The sequence below is a fragment of the Paenibacillus sp. PCH8 genome (assembly GCF_002968835.1).
Classification (GTDB): domain Bacteria; phylum Bacillota; class Bacilli; order Paenibacillales; family Paenibacillaceae; genus Paenibacillus.
The window spans coordinates 786,965-803,932 of sequence record NZ_PKQK01000001.1 but is presented as its reverse complement, the minus strand read 5'-3'; the positions used below and the strand labels follow the sequence as shown (position 1 = coordinate 803,932).

The 16,968-nt window shown below is 48.3% G+C and carries 17 protein-coding genes and 1 riboswitch; of the genes, 8 read left to right on the top strand and 9 right to left on the bottom strand.

The window, feature by feature from the left end:
* The first annotated feature begins 38 nt into the window (after window positions 1–38).
* The 5 genes from C0Q44_RS03475 (at window position 39) to nfsA (ending at window position 6,030) form a co-directional block, all read left to right on the top strand.
* Complete coding sequence (locus C0Q44_RS03475) at window positions 39–239, top strand: copper ion binding protein (RefSeq protein ID WP_105406084.1); 201 nt, start codon at window positions 39–41, stop codon at window positions 237–239.
* Between the two features lie 165 nt (window positions 240–404).
* Window positions 405–3,014, top strand: coding sequence for a heavy metal translocating P-type ATPase (locus tag C0Q44_RS03470; protein WP_258166154.1), 2,610 nt, complete (start codon window positions 405–407; stop codon window positions 3,012–3,014).
* 357 nt (window positions 3,015–3,371) lie between these two features.
* Window positions 3,372–4,532: a YhgE/Pip domain-containing protein gene (locus C0Q44_RS03465; protein ID WP_105406083.1), complete on the top strand. Its 1,161-nt coding sequence runs from the start codon at window positions 3,372–3,374 to the stop codon at window positions 4,530–4,532.
* A gap of 162 nt (window positions 4,533–4,694) precedes the next feature.
* Entirely contained in the window at window positions 4,695–5,294 is a 600-nt protein-coding gene (locus C0Q44_RS03460) for a TetR family transcriptional regulator (RefSeq protein ID WP_105406082.1), read from the top strand.
* Window positions 5,287–6,030, top strand: a complete 744-nt coding sequence (gene nfsA, locus C0Q44_RS03455) for an oxygen-insensitive NADPH nitroreductase (protein ID WP_105406081.1) — start codon at window positions 5,287–5,289, stop codon at window positions 6,028–6,030. The genes C0Q44_RS03460 and nfsA overlap by 8 nt, the downstream gene beginning before the upstream one ends.
* A 247-nt stretch (window positions 6,031–6,277) precedes the next feature.
* Here nfsA and C0Q44_RS03450 read toward each other — a convergent pair whose 3' ends face one another.
* From C0Q44_RS03450 to C0Q44_RS03420, 7 genes are all read right to left on the bottom strand, one after another.
* Entirely contained in the window at window positions 6,278–7,084 is an 807-nt protein-coding gene (locus C0Q44_RS03450) for a TatD family hydrolase (protein WP_105406080.1), read from the bottom strand.
* A gap of 104 nt (window positions 7,085–7,188) precedes the next feature.
* Window positions 7,189–8,040, bottom strand: a complete 852-nt coding sequence (locus tag C0Q44_RS03445; RefSeq protein ID WP_374955088.1) for an ABC transporter ATP-binding protein — start codon at window positions 8,038–8,040, stop codon at window positions 7,189–7,191.
* Window positions 8,041–8,259: 219 nt separating this feature from the next.
* On the bottom strand, window positions 8,260–9,021 hold the full coding sequence (locus C0Q44_RS03440; protein ID WP_105406078.1) for an ABC transporter permease: 762 nt from the start codon (window positions 9,019–9,021) through the stop codon (window positions 8,260–8,262).
* On the bottom strand, window positions 9,021–9,311 hold the full coding sequence (locus C0Q44_RS03435) for a thiamine-binding protein (RefSeq protein WP_105406077.1): 291 nt from the start codon (window positions 9,309–9,311) through the stop codon (window positions 9,021–9,023). The genes C0Q44_RS03440 and C0Q44_RS03435 overlap by 1 nt, the downstream gene beginning before the upstream one ends.
* Before the next feature lie 261 nt (window positions 9,312–9,572).
* A complete protein-coding gene (locus tag C0Q44_RS03430; protein ID WP_105406076.1) occupies window positions 9,573–10,613 on the bottom strand; it encodes an ABC transporter substrate-binding protein in 1,041 nt (346 codons plus the stop codon).
* Window positions 10,614–10,830: 217 nt separating this feature from the next.
* Window positions 10,831–10,943, bottom strand: a riboswitch (TPP riboswitch).
* Window positions 10,944–11,079: 136 nt separating this feature from the next.
* A complete protein-coding gene (locus tag C0Q44_RS03425) occupies window positions 11,080–11,835 on the bottom strand; it encodes an NAD-dependent epimerase/dehydratase family protein (RefSeq protein ID WP_105406075.1) in 756 nt (251 codons plus the stop codon).
* Entirely contained in the window at window positions 11,832–11,999 is a 168-nt protein-coding gene (locus C0Q44_RS03420; protein WP_308737388.1) for a VOC family protein, read from the bottom strand. The genes C0Q44_RS03425 and C0Q44_RS03420 overlap by 4 nt, the downstream gene beginning before the upstream one ends.
* 210 nt (window positions 12,000–12,209) lie before the next feature.
* Here C0Q44_RS03420 and C0Q44_RS03415 point away from each other — a divergent pair, with 210 nt between their 5' ends.
* Window positions 12,210–12,707: a DUF2798 domain-containing protein gene (locus C0Q44_RS03415; protein ID WP_308737387.1), complete on the top strand. Its 498-nt coding sequence runs from the start codon at window positions 12,210–12,212 to the stop codon at window positions 12,705–12,707.
* A 319-nt stretch (window positions 12,708–13,026) separates the two neighbouring features.
* Here C0Q44_RS03415 and C0Q44_RS03410 read toward each other — a convergent pair whose 3' ends face one another.
* Window positions 13,027–13,980, bottom strand: a complete 954-nt coding sequence (locus C0Q44_RS03410; protein WP_105406073.1) for a helix-turn-helix transcriptional regulator — start codon at window positions 13,978–13,980, stop codon at window positions 13,027–13,029.
* 144 nt (window positions 13,981–14,124) lie between these two features.
* Between C0Q44_RS03410 and C0Q44_RS03405 the strand changes: the two genes are divergently transcribed.
* Together C0Q44_RS03405 and C0Q44_RS03400 are read left to right on the top strand one after the other, a co-directional pair.
* Window positions 14,125–14,475 (top strand): hypothetical protein, encoded by a 351-nt coding sequence (locus tag C0Q44_RS03405; RefSeq protein ID WP_105406072.1) that lies wholly within the window; start codon window positions 14,125–14,127, stop codon window positions 14,473–14,475.
* On the top strand, window positions 14,472–15,335 hold the full coding sequence (locus tag C0Q44_RS03400) for an NAD(P)-dependent oxidoreductase (protein ID WP_105406071.1): 864 nt from the start codon (window positions 14,472–14,474) through the stop codon (window positions 15,333–15,335). Before C0Q44_RS03405 ends, C0Q44_RS03400 begins: the two co-directional genes overlap by 4 nt.
* A 90-nt stretch (window positions 15,336–15,425) precedes the next feature.
* Here C0Q44_RS03400 and C0Q44_RS03395 read toward each other — a convergent pair whose 3' ends face one another.
* Window positions 15,426–16,652 carry an MFS transporter gene (locus C0Q44_RS03395; protein ID WP_105406070.1) on the bottom strand — a complete coding sequence of 409 codons (1,227 nt, stop codon included), beginning with the start codon at window positions 16,650–16,652 and terminating at the stop codon, window positions 15,426–15,428.
* Between the last annotated feature and the right edge of the window lie 316 nt (window positions 16,653–16,968).

The window sequence follows — 16,968 nt, the reverse complement described above, 5'->3', positions numbered from 1 at the left end:
AAGTTATCATTTTAATATATCCCAAGGAGGAATTAACAATGTCTAATGTTACGTTGAATGTTACGGGAATGTCCTGCAATCACTGTGTGAAATCGGTTGAAGAGGCTGTGAAGAATGCTGGGGCAAGCGGTCAGGTTGATCTGGGAGCGGGAACGGTAGCTGTGGAATATGATGAGCAGACGGTGAACGTGGATCAGATCAAGGCAGCGATTGAAGATCAGGGATACGACGTAGTCTAAATGACCTCAAGGCTTAAACCGAACACTCTCATGGGTAAAAAAGAGGCCAAAGATCTTTTCCCACGAGTCAGGTTTAAGCCTGATTTTCTGTCTGATATATACCCCTATGGGGTATGTGAACAAGAACGAAAAAACGAGAAAATGGACATGAAAGGAGCTGACATGATGAGTAACTCAAATGATAAATCATTGGATGCATCTACCGATAACCTAACTGGGAAATCAACGGATGGATTATCGGGAAAAGAAACGGACAGATCATCAGTAGCAGCGCCCGCACCATCACCAACGCCAACTCCAGCAGGAGCGCCTGGACTCAAGACAACACTGCACATCACCGGAATGACTTGTGCGGCGTGTTCCACGCGAGTCGAGAAGGGCTTGTCCCGCATGGAAGGGGTGCATCAGGCCAATGTGAACCTTGCCATTGAACAGGCGACCGTTTCTTATGATCCTAAGACAACCAACGTGAATGCGTTGCGGGATAAAATAGAGGCGCTTGGCTATGGTACGGTGTCCGAATCGGTTGATCTGAACATCACGGGGATGACGTGTGCCGCCTGTTCTGCCCGGATCGAAAAAGGATTATCCCGACTACCGGGGGTATCTCAGGCGAATGTGAATCTGGCGCTGGAGACAGGGCATATCGAATATGCCGCTGGTGCACTGAAACCATCGGATATTACCGCCAAAATCAAACAACTGGGCTATGGTGCCGAATTACAGCTTACACAAGAAGAGACCACATCTGTTCGAGAACGTGAGTTACAGCGCAAAAAGTGGAAATGGATGATATCTGCCTTGTTATCCATCCCGTTGTTATGGGCCATGGTGGGGCATTTCTCGTTCACATCTGGAATCTATGTACCCGAGCTGTTCATGAACCCCTGGTTCCAGCTACTGCTGGCAACGCCGGTACAGTTCGTGATTGGGTGGCAGTTCTATGTGGGAGCGTACAAGGCACTGCGGAACCGGAGTGCCAATATGGACGTGCTCGTAGCATTGGGGACCAGTGCGGCGTTTTTCTACAGTCTATATCTGACGTTATCCAGCGGGTACTTACCTTCTACTCCAATGGATCATGGTGCAATGGGAACGAGCACAGCCGTCATGCCTTCGGTAGAACTTTATTATGAGACCAGCGCGATTCTAATTACATTAATTTTACTTGGAAAATGGTTCGAAGCTGTGGCCAAGGGGCGTTCTTCACAGGCGATCAAAAGCCTGATTGAACTCGCTCCGCGTGAAGCCCGCGTCATCCGGGACGGGCAGGAAGTCATTGTGCCTGCTGCGTATGTTGCGGTGGGTGAACTTGTTCTGGTGAAGCCGGGTGACAGCATACCTGTGGATGGGATCGTTGAAGAGGGGCAATCCTCCGTGGACGAATCCATGCTGAGTGGAGAGAGCCTTCCTATTGATAAAAAGCCGGGAGATACCGTGACAGGTGCGACCCTGAACAAGAATGGGGTATTACGACTGCGTGCAACGCGGGTCGGATCGGACACGGCTTTGTCTCAGATCATCAAAGTTGTTGAGCAGGCACAGGGCTCCAAAGCACCGATTCAACGGATTGCGGATGTGATCTCAGGAATCTTCGTGCCGATTGTCGTCGGTATTGCCGTGCTGACATTCCTGATCTGGTATCTGTTTGCAAGTCCGGGTGACTTCGCTGGTTCCCTTGAAAAAGCGATTGCTGTGCTCGTCATTGCCTGCCCATGTGCACTCGGTCTGGCAACGCCGACCTCTGTCATGGCGGGTTCAGGTCGTGCTGCGGAATACGGCATCCTGTTCAAAGGCGGTGAACATCTGGAGTCGGCGCAACAGATTCAGACCGTGGTGCTCGACAAAACAGGCACAGTAACCCAAGGTAAACCCGTACTTACAGATGTAATTACGGCTCTGGATTGGATCGAATCCGACCTGCTTGGATGGGTGGGAGCGGCAGAACAGAGTTCAGAGCATCCACTGGCTGAAGCCATTGTTGCGGGAATCCGTGAGAAGGGCTTGGAGCTGGATTCATCGGAGAAATTCGAGAACATACCCGGATACGGTGTTCGCGCGCAAGTAAAAGGGCAGGAGATTCTAGTCGGAACGCGGCGCTTGCTTGCGGATGCACAGGTACATGTCTCCGAAGAAACGGTTCAGCAGATGAACCATCTGGAGGAGCAGGGACGGACAGCTATGCTGGTTGCTGTAAATGGTCAGTGGGCAGGCATTGTAGCCGTGGCTGATACCATCAAGGATACCTCTCGCGAAGCGATTGGTCGTCTTCAGGCGATGGGAATCGATGTCATCATGATTACGGGAGACAATGAGCGAACAGCTCGCGCTGTAGCCAAACAGGCGGGAATCGGTAAAGTTCTGGCGGAGGTCCTGCCTGAAGGTAAAGCTGCGGAAGTGAAGAAATTGCAGGAGAGTGGCCTCAAGGTTGCCATGGTAGGGGATGGAATCAATGATGCTCCGGCACTCGCTACAGCAGATATCGGGATGGCGATTGGAACAGGAACGGATGTAGCGATGGAAGCGGCGGATATTACATTGATGCGTGGCGACCTGAACAGCATTGCAGATGCGATTGAGATGAGCCGGCGCACGATGGGCAATATCAAGCAAAATCTGTTCTGGGCGCTGGGATACAACGTGATTGGTATTCCTATTGCGGCAGTGGGTTTTCTGGCTCCTTGGCTGGCAGGTGCGGCGATGGCATTTAGTTCGGTGTCCGTTGTACTGAATGCACTGCGTCTGCAACGCATGAAGCTGAAGAGAAATAGCTGACCAGCCCTTATTTAGAGTTATATCCAACGTCTCATTAGCATGAAGTAGATGACAGATAGATGCGCGGTTCGCTGCGGCGGACCGTGTCTTTTTTGTTGAGAAAAATAAGTTTTGAATCGTCAGAAAAGTACGGCCTGAATCGCCAGTCTATATATTCTTTTCTTCGGGAAAAGATAGTATAATGCTCTTTTTTGAAAATGGGTCGATTGTATTCATGAAAAAACGCTCATGTTTCTGAATTTTCATGAAAAACCAGTTGACAATATGGACATATTCACATAAAATTTAAACGATCGTTTGATTCAAACAAGTGTTTAAATCAAATTAGAACTAATTGAGTAATGGAGGAAATCGTATATGTTACAGGCTTTACGTATTTTGCTTAAAAAACCGCCAGTGATTGTGGGGATCGTAACAGCACTTATGTTCCAAGTGATCTTTAGCGTGATCTGGATGACCGCATATTCCGGAGTAAATGACCGGGCGAAAGAATTGACGGTTGCGATTGTCAACGAGGATGGTGAAATGTCCAAGGGAATAGCCGATCGGTTGGTTGAGACCCTGCCTTTCCATACCGTATCCAATCTGAGTGCGGCTGAGGCGTTGGATCAGTTGAATCATCACAAAGTGCACATGGTGCTGGACATCCCGGCTGGATTTAATGAAATGCTCCAGACCGCTGGCTCCACAGCCGAGATTAAATACACCATTAATGAAGCTAACCCGGTTACGATTAAAAGCATGATGCAAGGTGTATCACAAAGTGTGACAAACACAATGAACAAGCAAGCTACAGCACAAGGCGTACAGACGGTGCTGACTGCTTCAGGTGCGCCTGCGGATCAGGCGGCTGAAGCGGCTGCGAACCTGACGACCCGCGTAGAAGGAACAACGACTGCCATCAACCCGGTGAACGGAATGAACAACCAGATGGTGCCAATGATGATGGTACTGGCTTCGTATGTAGGTGCCATGATCATGGGGATGAATCTTCAGGTAGCCATGGGCATGTTGTCCGCTACCTATTCCCGCTGGACCTTATTCGGTGCACGAGTAGTCATCAACGTTGGTTCTGCATTGGTCGTTTCCCTGCTGGGATCATCGCTGATCGTAGCGCTGGGAGGACAGATTGAACAAGGATTCGTCGCATTTTGGTTGTTCCAGGCGCTCTTCCTGTGCACATTCATGTTCTTCTCCCAGTTCTTCCTGATCTGCTTCGGACCTGCAGGAAGTCTGTTCAACATCATTTCCCTGTCCTTGCAACTGGTATCCTCCGGTGCAATGGTACCGCGTGAATTGCTGAACAGCTTCTATAGCGGCATTGGTCAGTATCTGCCTGCGACTTACGCCGTTCAGGGTATTCTGAGCGTTCAGCTCGGAGGTCCAGGAGTTCAATCCGCTGCCGGCTCCATCGTGATTGTACTGTTAATCGCCGTGGCTTTGTCACTGGTCGTGACGTTGTTGAAAAAACAACGCATGCCAGCTGGGGCACCAAGCCCGGCACAAGCGAACAGCTAAAGCATAACTGATATGGCAGATGCCATGTCATCCTTAGACAGGCCAAGCACCCCGGTGATTTTCATCGGGGTGCTTGGTGTAATATAATAGAAAGATAGCGTACCGGGTTGCAGTCCTTGGGCTGGGGCGAATGAAGAGAACGGACAAGAGGAGCGGAACGGAATGACGGAACCGGAATTGGATATCAAAACGAGGATATTGCTTGCAGCCAAGAAACTTTTTGCACGGCAAGGGTATGACGGGACAAGTGTTCGTCAAATCTGTGATGAGGCGGGTGCCAATGTTTCACTGGTCTCGTACCATTTTGGCGGAAAAGAAAAGGTGTTCGAAGCGTTATTTGAGCACTTCTTTCCTGATCATATGTTGAATATGCTGGCTGCTGCGGAATCAATGTCCCCTGTGGAAGGTGTCCGCCGAATTGTCGGTGAAGTTGTGAAGTTTACGATGAAGGATCAGGAGATGAGCGATATTGTACAGTTGGAGATTACACTGCGCACGCAGCGTACAGCTACTGTATTTCGTTATCTGGACCCTGTCTGGACCAAAGTGAAGGACCTGCTTCAAGAAGGCAAAGACCAGAACTTGTTCCACATCGAATCCGTATCGTATGCCATGCTTCAGGTTATGGGTGCTGCACTCGCGCACAAACGGGCGAAGAACTCACGTTTTGGATTTGACTATGAGGGTATGAATACAGACGAACTTGCTGAGCAGACGATTGAATTCGTACTTCGAGGATTGGGAGTGAACAGCCATGAATGAAACCATTGAATTGATGATGAAACACCGCTCCGTACGGAAATTCAAGCCAGACCCGGTAAGTGAAGAACAGCTTGCTGCCATCGTATCAGCTGGGCAGATGGCTTCCTCTTCAAGCAGTGTGCAGGCCTATACGGTAATTGCGGTGACTGAATCGGAGCAGAAAGCCAAGCTTGCTGAACTGGCGGGCAATCAGACTTACGTTAATGAATGTCCAGTCTTTCTAGTATGGTGTGCGGATCTGTACCGATTGAGCGATGCTGCGAAACGTCATCTCCCCGAGAAGGAGTCATATGCCGATACGACAGAGAATTTCATGGTGGCTACGATTGATGCTGCACTGGCTTCACAGAATGCGGCTCTTGCAGCTGAATCCCTCGGTTTCGGGATTGTATATATCGGTGGGCTTCGTACCCGTATAGAGGAAGTTGCCGAGCTGCTGGGATTACCAGAGGGTGTATATCCGGTGTATGGCATGTGTATTGGCGTTGCTGATCAGGAAACGGGAATTCGGCCACGTCTGCCACTGGATGCAGTACTGCATCATAATTGTTATAATGCCGAACAGAGCCTGAAGGGTGTCGAGCATTATGACGAGACCACGACAGCATATATGAAAGAACGGACCCATGGTGAACGGACAACACCTTGGTCCGAACTGATGGCGAAGCGTCTTACGGAGCCGACGCGTCTTCAGATGAAGCCGTTCCTGGAAGGCAAAGGATTCTTGAAGCGTTAAGTTGAACTGAAGATAGATACACTTGCCACTCCGATGAGCTTGCTTTCAGTAAGCCTTTAGGCGAACGCTCTGCTTCTTCAGGTTATTTCTGTCCGCTACGTTCTTGTGTAAATATATGGTTTAAATTATATATATGGTGGAATAAAAGCCAGTCGGGAATAAGCCGACTGGCTTCTTTGTGCTGAGTTGTAAGGTGTTGTCTGTGCTGACAGGACAAGCGAGCGAGCTTGCTTCGATCTGAGTGTACTCAGGTTAAGCCGTAGAACCGCTTCGTATTCCGGTAAAAGAGGCGAGTTGCTTGCTCGGTTCCCATCCCGGTAATTTCACTCCAGGCCTGAATGACTTGTCTCGTCATCGCAGGGTGTGTCATTCGTCCCTGAAACGGTCCCTCGAAGGGCCAGGGGCCGTCGGTCTCGGCCATGACTTGTTCGGCTGGATATTGCCGGGCCAGTTCCCGAATCTCCTCTTCGTATTGAATATCCGGTGTGAAAGAGATGAAATAACCATTGTCAGCCATGCGCTGGACGGTCTGGCGTGATCCTTTGAACCAGTGGAAATGGGCACGTCGGAACTGATATTGCTCCAGCAGATCACAGACGATATTGGCATCTTCATATACAGCATGGAGAACGAGCGGTTTATTGTGCTTTTTGGCGAGCTGGATGAAGCGTTCGAGCAGGTCAACATATCCACTCTGATCAAAGCTCAGCCCGGCCTGCTCTGCTTCCTGACGGTTGTAATAGGGAAGTCCGACCTCCCCGATTGCGATGGCCTGTCCGACATGCTGTTCGATCCAATTGAAGAATGTCTCTTGTTCGGGTAAGGGTGGCAGGGGTTGCTCCGGGTGGAAGCCGAAGGCAGGGTACACGGTGCGGGGATGTTGCTTGGCAAGCTCCAGATTAGTCTGGGCAGAGGGCAGGTTCATGGACACAGCGATCATTGCTTCAACGTGCTGGGACGGGAAAGAGAGCAGCATCTCACGTTGTTCGTCAGGGCTATACTGGTCCAAGTGAATGTGGGCATCAATTAATGGTGCGAAAGTTTGAGATTTCATGAGGGGTTTCCTCCTTGGGTTCATATGTATTTAACTATAGTTACGCAGGGTTTCCTGTGGTGGATCACCCATTAAAGGAAAAAAATAACTTAAAACCCGCGCTATCAAGATAGGCGGGCTTTCTGCTGTTCTTCTCTCATCCACTTAGCAATCTGCCGTTTACGCTCCAGAAAAGCGGATTCCTCCGTAATTTCTTCTCGTCTTGGGCGATCAAAAGGAACATGTACCTCGTGCAACACCGTTGCAGGTCGGTTGGATAATACATAGACCCGATCCGCAAGCAGCAATGCTTCTTCGATATTATGGGTGATGAACAGCACCGAGCGGCGGTTCTGTTCCCAGATATCGAGTAGCCAGCGCTGCATGTCGCTACGGGTCAGTGCATCCAGCGCGCTGAAAGGTTCGTCCAGTAGCATGAGTTCCTGCGGACTGAGCAGAGCGCGTAGAAATGCAGCCCGTTGCTGCATTCCGCCCGATAGCATGTGAGGATATGCCTGTTCGAACCCGGCAAGACCTACACTGCTTAACCACTTCCGAGCCTCTGCAAGTGCTTCAGCTCTAGGAGCAGCACTTGCAGAGGCTGAAGCGACTTCACCGGCAAGCAGCACGTTTTCTTCAATGGTTCGCCAGGGGAAGAGGGCAGGCTGTTGCGGCATATAGCTGATGTTGCCACGCTGTCCTGTAACTGGCTGACCGTTCATCCGGATCTGGCCTTTCTGTGGTTTCAGCAGACCGCCGATGATATGGAACAGCGTACTTTTGCCACAGCCGGAAGGCCCAACGATGGCGACAAACTCACCTTGCTTCACGGTCAGGGACAGACCGTTCAGAACGGGCAGTCTGCTCCGCCGTTCGCGGAATGATGAATGAACATTAACGACGTCCAGTGCAGGCGAATCGGTGACCTGAGCTGAAGTTGTATTGTCAGGTTGATCCAGACTAGCTGCATTAAGCATATCATTGTGTTTTGGCTCGCTTGTGCTCGCATCAAGTCTGGATTGCACTTGTTTGTCCTGTTGCCAATTCATATTGTTATCACATCCTAATATACAAATTACATCATCTTATTTTTCCGTCGCACGATAAGAATGACTACTCATTGTGAGATGTGTACGTGTTAGCTACAACCGCTATGCCAATATGCCAATACGTACCTTTTGGAAAGGTTGCACGCTTTATTGTCGCTTCTGTGGTCGCCAGCGCACGAGCAGCTTCTCCAGCAGGGCAATGAGCAGGAATAGCAGCAGACTGAGCGCGACAATAATCATGATCGCAACGAATAGGCGATCTGTGCGGTAGGCCGACTTTTGCAGCATCATATAATAGCCAATGCCCTTGTCTGCTCCGATCCATTCCGCGATAATGGCACCCATTACGCTATAGGTAGCAGCAATTTTGACACCGGAGAACACGGATGGCAGCGCATGAGGCAACTCCAGCTTCCAGAAGATATGATGGCGCTTCGCACCAGCCATACGCATATAGTTCATCATGGCTGCATCAGTACGGGTCAAGCCGTCCATGGCCGCCACCGCCACGGGGAAGAAGCAGACCAGGATGATGGTAATCAGCTTGGGCAGTAGCCCAAATCCGAACCAGATTAACAGGAGCGGTGCGAGCGCGATGGTCGGGATATTTTGACTAAGAATAAGTAAAGGATACAGAGCTGACTTGAGAAAAGGGACCAAGTGTAGCACCATCGCAATCAGCAATCCAACCGCTGTGCCAGCCGCGAATCCGATCAGGGTCAACTGAATGGTAGCGGAAGCGTGCATGCCAAGTCGCTCGGCCTGGGATGCCGCTTCGCGGGCGATGTCGGATGGTGCCGGCAGCATCCATTTCTCGATATGAAACAAGGAGACAGCTCCCTGCCATATCGCTATAAAGAGAATAACCGCCACAAGGGGCGGCCATATACTTTTGAAATAGGCATGCATTAGCGATACTTCTCCGTCAGGGTGTCCATGCTGAGGCCCGTAGGGCTATGGGCGATCTTGATCTGGGAGATGATGCTTGGGCTGCCAGCCTCCACGAGTACCTCGTGCATCTTGCGGACAACCTCCAGCAGTTCCTCCAGTTCTCCCTCCATGGTGGTGTCGAGCGGGTTCACCTGGTACTTCAAACCAGATTGCTGAATAACTTCAATGGCATGATCTACGTAGGGATAAGAGTTCTCGCCGTTAGGCGTTTTGGGAATAACCTGAATGCTGAGTAATGTGCTTGCCATAAGAGATCACGGCTCCTTTCAAAATATATAAAATGAACTAATGACGGTTACACTTGCCACTTCGATGACAGAATAACCCTCCAATCGCTGTTATCCCCAGATTTTTTGATTCCCTTTCTCTAAAGGGAAAATCCGGTGATAGCGTATGCTTCCGATGCAGCTTTCTTTCAGAAAGCTTTTAGGCGAACGCTCCGCTTTTTCACGTTATTTCTGTCCTCTCCGTCCTCGTGTAAATATTAAGTTCTTTTTATATGAGAAATTTTATTGGGGTAAAAACTCGTTCGTATATGCCTTGCTCACATCGATCTGTTCATCCAGCAGTTTCTTGCTAAACATCCAGTCGGTGTAGTTCTGCCATACTTCCTGTTTCTGTTCACCCCAGCGCGGGGCATCGTCCTTGTATTTGGGACTAAGCCACTTCTGGCTTGCCAGCACCAATTCCTTGTCCAGATCCGGTACGGCTTTGATCAGAATGTTCGCTGCATCTTCGGGATGATCAATCGCATATTGGTATCCTTCGGAAGTGGCTTTCAAGAATGCTTTCACCAGTTCTGGATCGTTCTGAATCGTCTTTTCGTTAGTTACGAGCACAGGCGTGTAATAATCCAGTGCATCGGCATAATCTTTCACATATAACATGTCGATCGGTTCCCCGCGCAGTTCGGCTTCAATGCCGGTCCAGGCGTAGAAGATCCATGCAAAATCAATATCCCGTTTCACCGCGGTAAAAAAGTCCGCATCACCCATGCTAATATTTTTCACCTTGGATACATCGGCGCCTTCGCCTTCCATAATGGATTGCATCACGGCTTCTTCAACAGGAGATCCCCAACCGCCGTAAGTTTTACCTTCAAAGTCTTTCGGTGACTTGATGTTACGATCCGCAGGAGCAGCGAACCCGGATGTATTATGCTGAATAACTGCTGCAACGGAGACAAGTGGAACACCCTGTGTGCGGGCTTGAGTTACACTTTCCTGATAGCTTACGCCAAAAGGCACTTCGTTCGACGCAACCATCGTATCTGCCCCTCCGGCACCCGGCTGCACAATCTCAACATTCAAGCCTTCGGCTTTGTAAAAACCTTGATCCACGGCTGCATACAGGCCGGTATGATTCGTGTTTGGTGTCCAGTCCAGCACCACTTTAATATCCTTGAGGGCTGCGTTGTCACCTTCACTGCTATTTTCAGTGCTGCTGCTACCGTTCTGTTCTGTAGGTGCTGCTTCTTTGCCACCGCAAGCGGTTATGGCAACCAGTGTCACACATAAGAGTAGTAGTCCTGTCATTTTACGCCATGTCATCTCTGATTCTCTCCTTCATGTTGTCCGGCCAGTGGCACGGGGTACTCCTTGGCTTCATATCCAAGCATCTTGCATAAATCGACAGATTTATACCAGCTATGATCCGGATGACGTCACTTTTTTAGCTCTCGCTAGATAAAAGAACATAAAAAAGCGCCCCGGTAATCCGGGACGCGTGCAGGCGTTAGAGGTGTGGCATTCAGCAAAGAGGCTGCGCCAATTCAATATACTCCGATTCCTACGCTGGCATGATCCAGATCAGGTCTAAGGGTCAGTATCTTGGTGGGATACACTCTCAGTCGGCCAATTCCGACTCCCCTGGGAAACTATGAAGTTACGGGCATTACTAGGTGTAATTATAGGCCAGAGGGCCATACCTGTCCAGTCAGGAACTGGATAGGGCAATGAGAGAGGTAGTGCCCTGAAGAAAAGCGACCGTTATATGTACATATCGGCCATTAACCGTTTATCGTGGTGTATCGTATAAAGAAATCTGACTGAGTGCAAAGGCATCGGATTTGGGGTCATAGCCAATCTGTTTTTGCGTTGATTCCAGATTTAATCGTTTGAAACGATTATTTGAAATGCCGTGTAGAATGGTGAACGGTTCGAGTTCTTTAGTCGTAATCGCCTTATACACCAAATCACACAGGTCAGCCGGACTAATATAAGCACTCATATCACGCGCCTCCAGCGGTGGCCCATCCGGTTGAAAATCATCATATGCCCCTATGCGTATGGCAACACTTTGTAAGCCCTCAGTGTAAGCAAAGTAGGAAGCGAGGGACTCACCAAAACATTTGCTAACCCCATACAAATTACGTGGTTGTGTCGGCATGTCGGGATAGATCTGGGCATCGATGGGATACCCTTCAATTGTCTGTGCGCTACTCGCCAGAATGACTCTTCGCACGCCCTGATCCTTGGCGGCACGGAACATGTTAAATGTACCTTTGATATTGATGTCCAATAGGGATTCATAGAATCCGGCATGTGGGGAGGGGTCCCCAGCCAGATGTACAACGACATCCACTCCTTCACATGCTTTCTGGCAGGCTTCTGGCTCCGTCACATCAAGTGCCATAATCTCATGGCGTGTATCTTGATACTCATTCAGTCTTTCGATATCCAGATCGGTTATACGCAGATGGAATGCTTCTGATAAATAGTGGGACAAGTCTCTTCCGATTTTTCCGGCTGCTCCAGTAATCAAAATATTCATACGTCAGCTCCAATTCTGAATGCAGATTCTCTACCTATAACCCCGTTCGTAGGGGTCACCCGGTCTTTCAATTCAAGACCAACAATCTCCGTATAGAAACGGAGTGTGGTCTCCAGATCACGAACGGTAATGCCGATGTGGTCCATGCGCTTTTGAGAACTCATACTCCAAAACCTCCTGAAAGTGGGTTGATTCGTTTCTGCCATTTTAAGGGATATAATAGGGCTGTGAATCGGGGTTGTCAATTAGGGATTTTGGATTTATGCGCAGTGAAAATGTTCAAGAGATACATTCCAATCGTCATGGAGTTCACAGAATGTTCACTTATGTGAGGGTATCCATAATCTTTATAATTGTCAGAGTAAACAGAGAGGATGAGAGAATTGCCAACAACAAAGAAAGAACAAGTGTTTTTTGGGTTAATGATGTGTACAGGGATGGTTGTGGTCATGATGTCCTTCAATCTATGGCATAGTGGGTTACTAGGCAAGATGTCCCCATTGGAAATACTGCTGCAATTCATATTGTGCTTCATCATTGCGTTCCTGGTGGAGTCCTTCATTGTAGGACCGGTGGCGAGAAAAATTGCATTTTCCTTACCCTTTGACAAGACCAACAAGATCCTAAGCGTTCTAGTGATGTCATTTTTCATGGTAATGGGGATGGTTCTGATCATGTCCTTGTATGGAATGATTTCAGGTTATCTTGCAAATCAGCTAACTGGGGCATCCATACTAAGTACGTATCTTCATACAATTGCTCGTAATTTTAGCCTGGCGCTTCCTTACCAACTTATTATTCTGGGGCCACTCGTTCGATATGTATTCGGTAAATTCATCAAGAGTAAAGGAAGTGTGGTTCCTTCAATGTAAGTAAGTGAGTGAGCGAGTATGTTAGTAAGTGAGCAATAAGTGTAAGAAAGGTAGTTGCGATGTGTAGTACGTAATTCAGTATTTCCTGGGTAATTACCTGTAGCATGCGTTATGTTGTTTTAATTAGATGAATTAAACCCATTAAACCTATTTATTGTAATAATTACCTCGATTTTTTTAAAAAAAATATTATTAGCCCGCAGTGATTTGGACTTGACCTGGTTTAGAAAACATCTAAACCGTGGAAGGTGCAGTTCTCAATGTGGGCTATTTTTTGCTCGTGGATTCATGCTGCTTGTACGGTTATAACGATGTGTCATTACGATGTCTTGTACAATTCAAGCAACTGATGAAGTTTCTGGTGAATGAGGCTTCTTAATTCCGTGGGTTGACGTACATTGGCTTCGACACCTAGCCCCAAGAAAAAGTGGACAGCCCATGACATATAAGACGAACTGATGGTGCGCTGAATAACCCCTGAACCATCCGTGCAGATATCAATTGAAGAAGACAACCACAATTGGGATTGACAGCGTCTGACACCTTCTGGGGTCAATTCCACTTCAAGCTCAAGCGTATCCGTCTCATCCATCCTCATGATCCAAGGTCTGATATTCTCTTCCTCCGTTAATTTTATCTCATCTACATCTTGTTGTTGGAGCACAGTCAGTTCCTGAACCCGATCTACACGGAACACCCGATGGTTCTGCGCCAGCTCACAGTATGCCTGACAATACCACAGTCCGTTCATGGTATAGAGTCCAATGGGATGAATCGTTCTCTCTTTACGCTGTGCAGCTTCATAAGTAATTCGAACCGGATGCGGGTCCAGTGCGGCATCGAGTAATCCTTTCAAGTGTGGTAGTTCTAATTGGTGAGGTGGAATCCAGAATACAAGTTTTTGCTGCATATGATCTATCTTCTGTTTCAGCTCATTCGGAAGGTAATGATAGAACTTGTGCAGAGCGCTGTTCACTTCATTATCGAACGGAAGATGGCGATAGTTCTTCAAGGATTGACCTGCAAGAAATAATGCGGTTGCTTCATGCTCAGTGAACTGTATGGGTGGAAGTAACTTGTCCTGTAGCACACGGTACCCCCCGCCGGGTCCGGGCTGCGAATATAGAGGGACACCCAGTTCGCTTAACTCCATCAGATCCCGAATCATGGTCCGACGTGATACCCCGCATTCATCGGCCAGTTCCTGAATGGTGAATGTTTTGCGTTCGTTGACTACCATGATGAGATGGACAAGCCGTTGCGCTTTATTCATACGTATATTACATCCCCTGAATTTATTTATTTAGTGCTCATCAATAATTAGTGCCATTAGTTGTCACTATTATTTCGTATACTGAATCATGTAGTCAAGATGATTGATACTACGCTGAATTGAACAACGAGAGGAATGGATAAGATGATGGAACAGATGACAGATATGAAAAGCCAAGAGAATGAGGTACTTGAACTGGTCATGTTCAGATTGAAGGCAGATACGGACCCTAAACAATTTATTGCGGCTGCAGGGATTCTTGAGCAATTACTTGCAAATCAAATTCCTGGTTTTGTGCGCCGGAGCCTGTTATGTACAGAAGACGGGACAAGTTGGACTGACTTGATCTCCTGGAAGGATATGCAATCTGCTGTATCTGCATTGAAGCAGTTGCCTGCCACCGTGGAATTTAAGAACTTTGCATCCATGATAGATCCCCAAGATATGGTGATGCGACATTTGATCCCAGCACAGAAATGGGGAACTGAATCATGAAAAATATTACGATTATTGGACTCGGGTCCATGGGAAGTGCAATGGCCAGTGTTTTGCTGGATAAGGGATATCAGGTCTTTGTGTGGAATCGTTCTTTCGATAAAGCGGAGGGACTTGTCCAAAAAGGGGCACAGTACGTGCCTACTGTAAGCGAAGCGATCAGTGCCAGTAAGACATCGATTGTCTGTGTATCAGATTATGCAGCGTCCTATGAAATCCTGGATCAATTAGACGTTCGTTCGGCCCTTACGGGACGTACTGTAATGCAATTAAGCACAGGAAGCCCACAGCAGGCAAGAGATCTTGAAGGATGGATTCTTGCCCAGGGAGCCAGTTATCTGGATGGAGCCATAGCAGCGTCACCTTCACAGATTGGTCAACCTGAAGCGGCCATATTTTTTTCCGGTGCGAAGGCTGCTTATGATGGAAATACAGATATCATTGAAAGTCTAGCAGGCTACGCTCCTTTTCTGGGAGAAAAGGTAAGTGCAGCTTCCACAACAGATCTGGCATTTCTCGCCTATTTGTTTGCAGCTTATATCGGTTTCTTTCATGCAGCGCGTATTATGGAGTCGGATGGTTTGGAAGTCAACGGCCTGGGTCAGCTAATCGCGAGTATTTCACCCATGATCGGAGATGTGATGAAGTACGAGAGTGAAGTCATTCATAACGAACAATACGACAAGCCCCAAACTTCAATTAACACCTGCATGATCACCATTGAGTTACTACAACAGCAGGCCCGGGAAGCTGGAATCAATGACGACTTTCCTGTATTTGCCGAGCGTATGTTCAGCAGAGCCATACAAGCTGGATATGGAAACGAGGAAGTTGCCGCACTTGTGAAGACTTTACGGTAAACATAAAAATACGCCGCCCAATGCTACATGTTGGAGTAGACATTGGTTACGGCGTATTTACTATGGATATTGTGTAGCATTCACTTCGGATCAGCCTGTAATATTTCTGCGCTGCCATCGATACGTGATTACACTAATGACAAGTAGACCAACAGCGAATATCGCAAGCATCCACGCAGACTGATTAACCTCCAGATGATCCAGGCTCCATCCTGTGGTTAGAGGTAGAATAGCGCCGCCAACCCCGCCTGAAGCAATCAGGATGCTGGGTGTCGATTCCTCTGTTCCGGGCAGCAGTTTACTGGCGAAGACAAGGGCAATGGAGAAGATCCCGGACATCGCAAGTCCAAGCAGCAGAATAATAAGGAATGCAGACCAGATCTGGTTGGTGAATGGGAATGCGATCAACAAAAGAACAGACGCGAGACAACTGTATAACATATAGACGCGATATTGGAATTTCTCTGCGATATATCCAGCGAACAGCCTTCCTACGGCCATGGCAATCCAGAAGCAAGTGACGCTAAGTGCAGCTCCAGCTTCCTTCATGTTCATCTTCTCAATCAGGATCGCGGGCATGAAGTTTGCAAGACTCATCTCCGTGCCAACATAAAGGAAGAAGAACAGGACGAATAAGATCAGCAGCGTCAGGTTACGTCCACGATAAGTTGGAGTGCGTGTACTGGCAGTTGCGGAGTGCAGTTCACCTGCTGCTCCGGCATTATCGGCGTGTACCGAAGCGTCTTTTGCACTCCGTCGATTCAATACCTGGTCTAGCTCACCAAATGAGCCTTTCGCCCAGAATACAAAGGTCAGTGCTGCACAGATCGCAACAAAGAGAAAGGACATACGCCAGTAACCGGCAGCAATCAGACCGCTGGCAATGAGCGGCATGACCATAGCACCTATGCCGAATAACACTTCCAACCGGCTCATGGCAACGGCTGTATTATCTTTGATTGCAGCGATGATAATGGTGCCAATTACGGCTTCAACCATCCCGAATCCGAATCCGGCTGCGGGTGCAATGACGAACATCCAGCCCCAGGGTGGCAGCAACATGTAGGATAATTCTGCAATACAGAGCAGCGCTGTGGCGATTAACAGGCCTCCTCGTTTACCGAAGCGTCTGTTCAGCCATGGAGATAATAGTACACCGCCAAGAAATCCGGCAAATTGGGCAAAGATCAGGGTTCCGCCCTGGCTGTAATCTTTACCGTAATGTTCAAGTGCAACCGGCAGAATGGAACCGAGCACAACATGGGCGAGTCCAATGAGGAAATAGGAGAGACATCCAATCCAAAGCAATTTTTTCATAAAAACTCCTTCTACAATGTAAGCGATATACTTATGGTTATGAATTGAGATCACCACGCAGATGAAATCGCGCAGACAAGTTCTATCATAACAGGGCATGTCAAGGTGTGCCATGACATCCGAATCTATACAGGTGAGAGGTTGCAATGAAGTACAACATTCGTATATACTGAGACACAACAATTACAGATCGGACCATGCCGTTGAAGAGCATCCAACTCGGAGGCGTTTTCGCCAGGGGAGCGATATTTCCCCAAGTTAACCGGAACCGCCCGTTATCGCGGACCAAGAGGCTGGAGCAGGGTAACCTGATTCA

Excerpts from the sequence above, each read along its gene's own strand:
- C0Q44_RS03475 (WP_105406084.1), top strand. The coding sequence starts at position 39 with ATGTCTAATGTTACGTTGAATGTTACGGGAATGTCCTGCAATCACTGT.
- C0Q44_RS03470 (WP_258166154.1), top strand. The coding sequence starts at position 405 with ATGAGTAACTCAAATGATAAATCATTGGATGCATCTACCGATAACCTA.
- C0Q44_RS03465 (WP_105406083.1), top strand. The coding sequence starts at position 3,372 with ATGTTACAGGCTTTACGTATTTTGCTTAAAAAACCGCCAGTGATTGTG.
- C0Q44_RS03460 (WP_105406082.1), top strand. The coding sequence starts at position 4,695 with ATGACGGAACCGGAATTGGATATCAAAACGAGGATATTGCTTGCAGCC.
- nfsA (WP_105406081.1), top strand. The coding sequence starts at position 5,287 with ATGAATGAAACCATTGAATTGATGATGAAACACCGCTCCGTACGGAAA.
- C0Q44_RS03450 (WP_105406080.1), bottom strand. The coding sequence starts at position 7,084 with ATGAAATCTCAAACTTTCGCACCATTAATTGATGCCCACATTCACTTG.
- C0Q44_RS03445 (WP_374955088.1), bottom strand. The coding sequence starts at position 8,040 with ATGCTTAATGCAGCTAGTCTGGATCAACCTGACAATACAACTTCAGCT.
- C0Q44_RS03440 (WP_105406078.1), bottom strand. The coding sequence starts at position 9,021 with ATGCATGCCTATTTCAAAAGTATATGGCCGCCCCTTGTGGCGGTTATT.
- C0Q44_RS03435 (WP_105406077.1), bottom strand. The coding sequence starts at position 9,311 with ATGGCAAGCACATTACTCAGCATTCAGGTTATTCCCAAAACGCCTAAC.
- C0Q44_RS03430 (WP_105406076.1), bottom strand. The coding sequence starts at position 10,613 with ATGACATGGCGTAAAATGACAGGACTACTACTCTTATGTGTGACACTG.
- C0Q44_RS03425 (WP_105406075.1), bottom strand. The coding sequence starts at position 11,835 with ATGAATATTTTGATTACTGGAGCAGCCGGAAAAATCGGAAGAGACTTG.
- C0Q44_RS03420 (WP_308737388.1), bottom strand. The coding sequence starts at position 11,999 with ATGAGTTCTCAAAAGCGCATGGACCACATCGGCATTACCGTTCGTGAT.
- C0Q44_RS03415 (WP_308737387.1), top strand. The coding sequence starts at position 12,210 with ATGAGAGAATTGCCAACAACAAAGAAAGAACAAGTGTTTTTTGGGTTA.
- C0Q44_RS03410 (WP_105406073.1), bottom strand. The coding sequence starts at position 13,980 with ATGAATAAAGCGCAACGGCTTGTCCATCTCATCATGGTAGTCAACGAA.
- C0Q44_RS03405 (WP_105406072.1), top strand. The coding sequence starts at position 14,125 with ATGATGGAACAGATGACAGATATGAAAAGCCAAGAGAATGAGGTACTT.
- C0Q44_RS03400 (WP_105406071.1), top strand. The coding sequence starts at position 14,472 with ATGAAAAATATTACGATTATTGGACTCGGGTCCATGGGAAGTGCAATG.
- C0Q44_RS03395 (WP_105406070.1), bottom strand. The coding sequence starts at position 16,652 with ATGAAAAAATTGCTTTGGATTGGATGTCTCTCCTATTTCCTCATTGGA.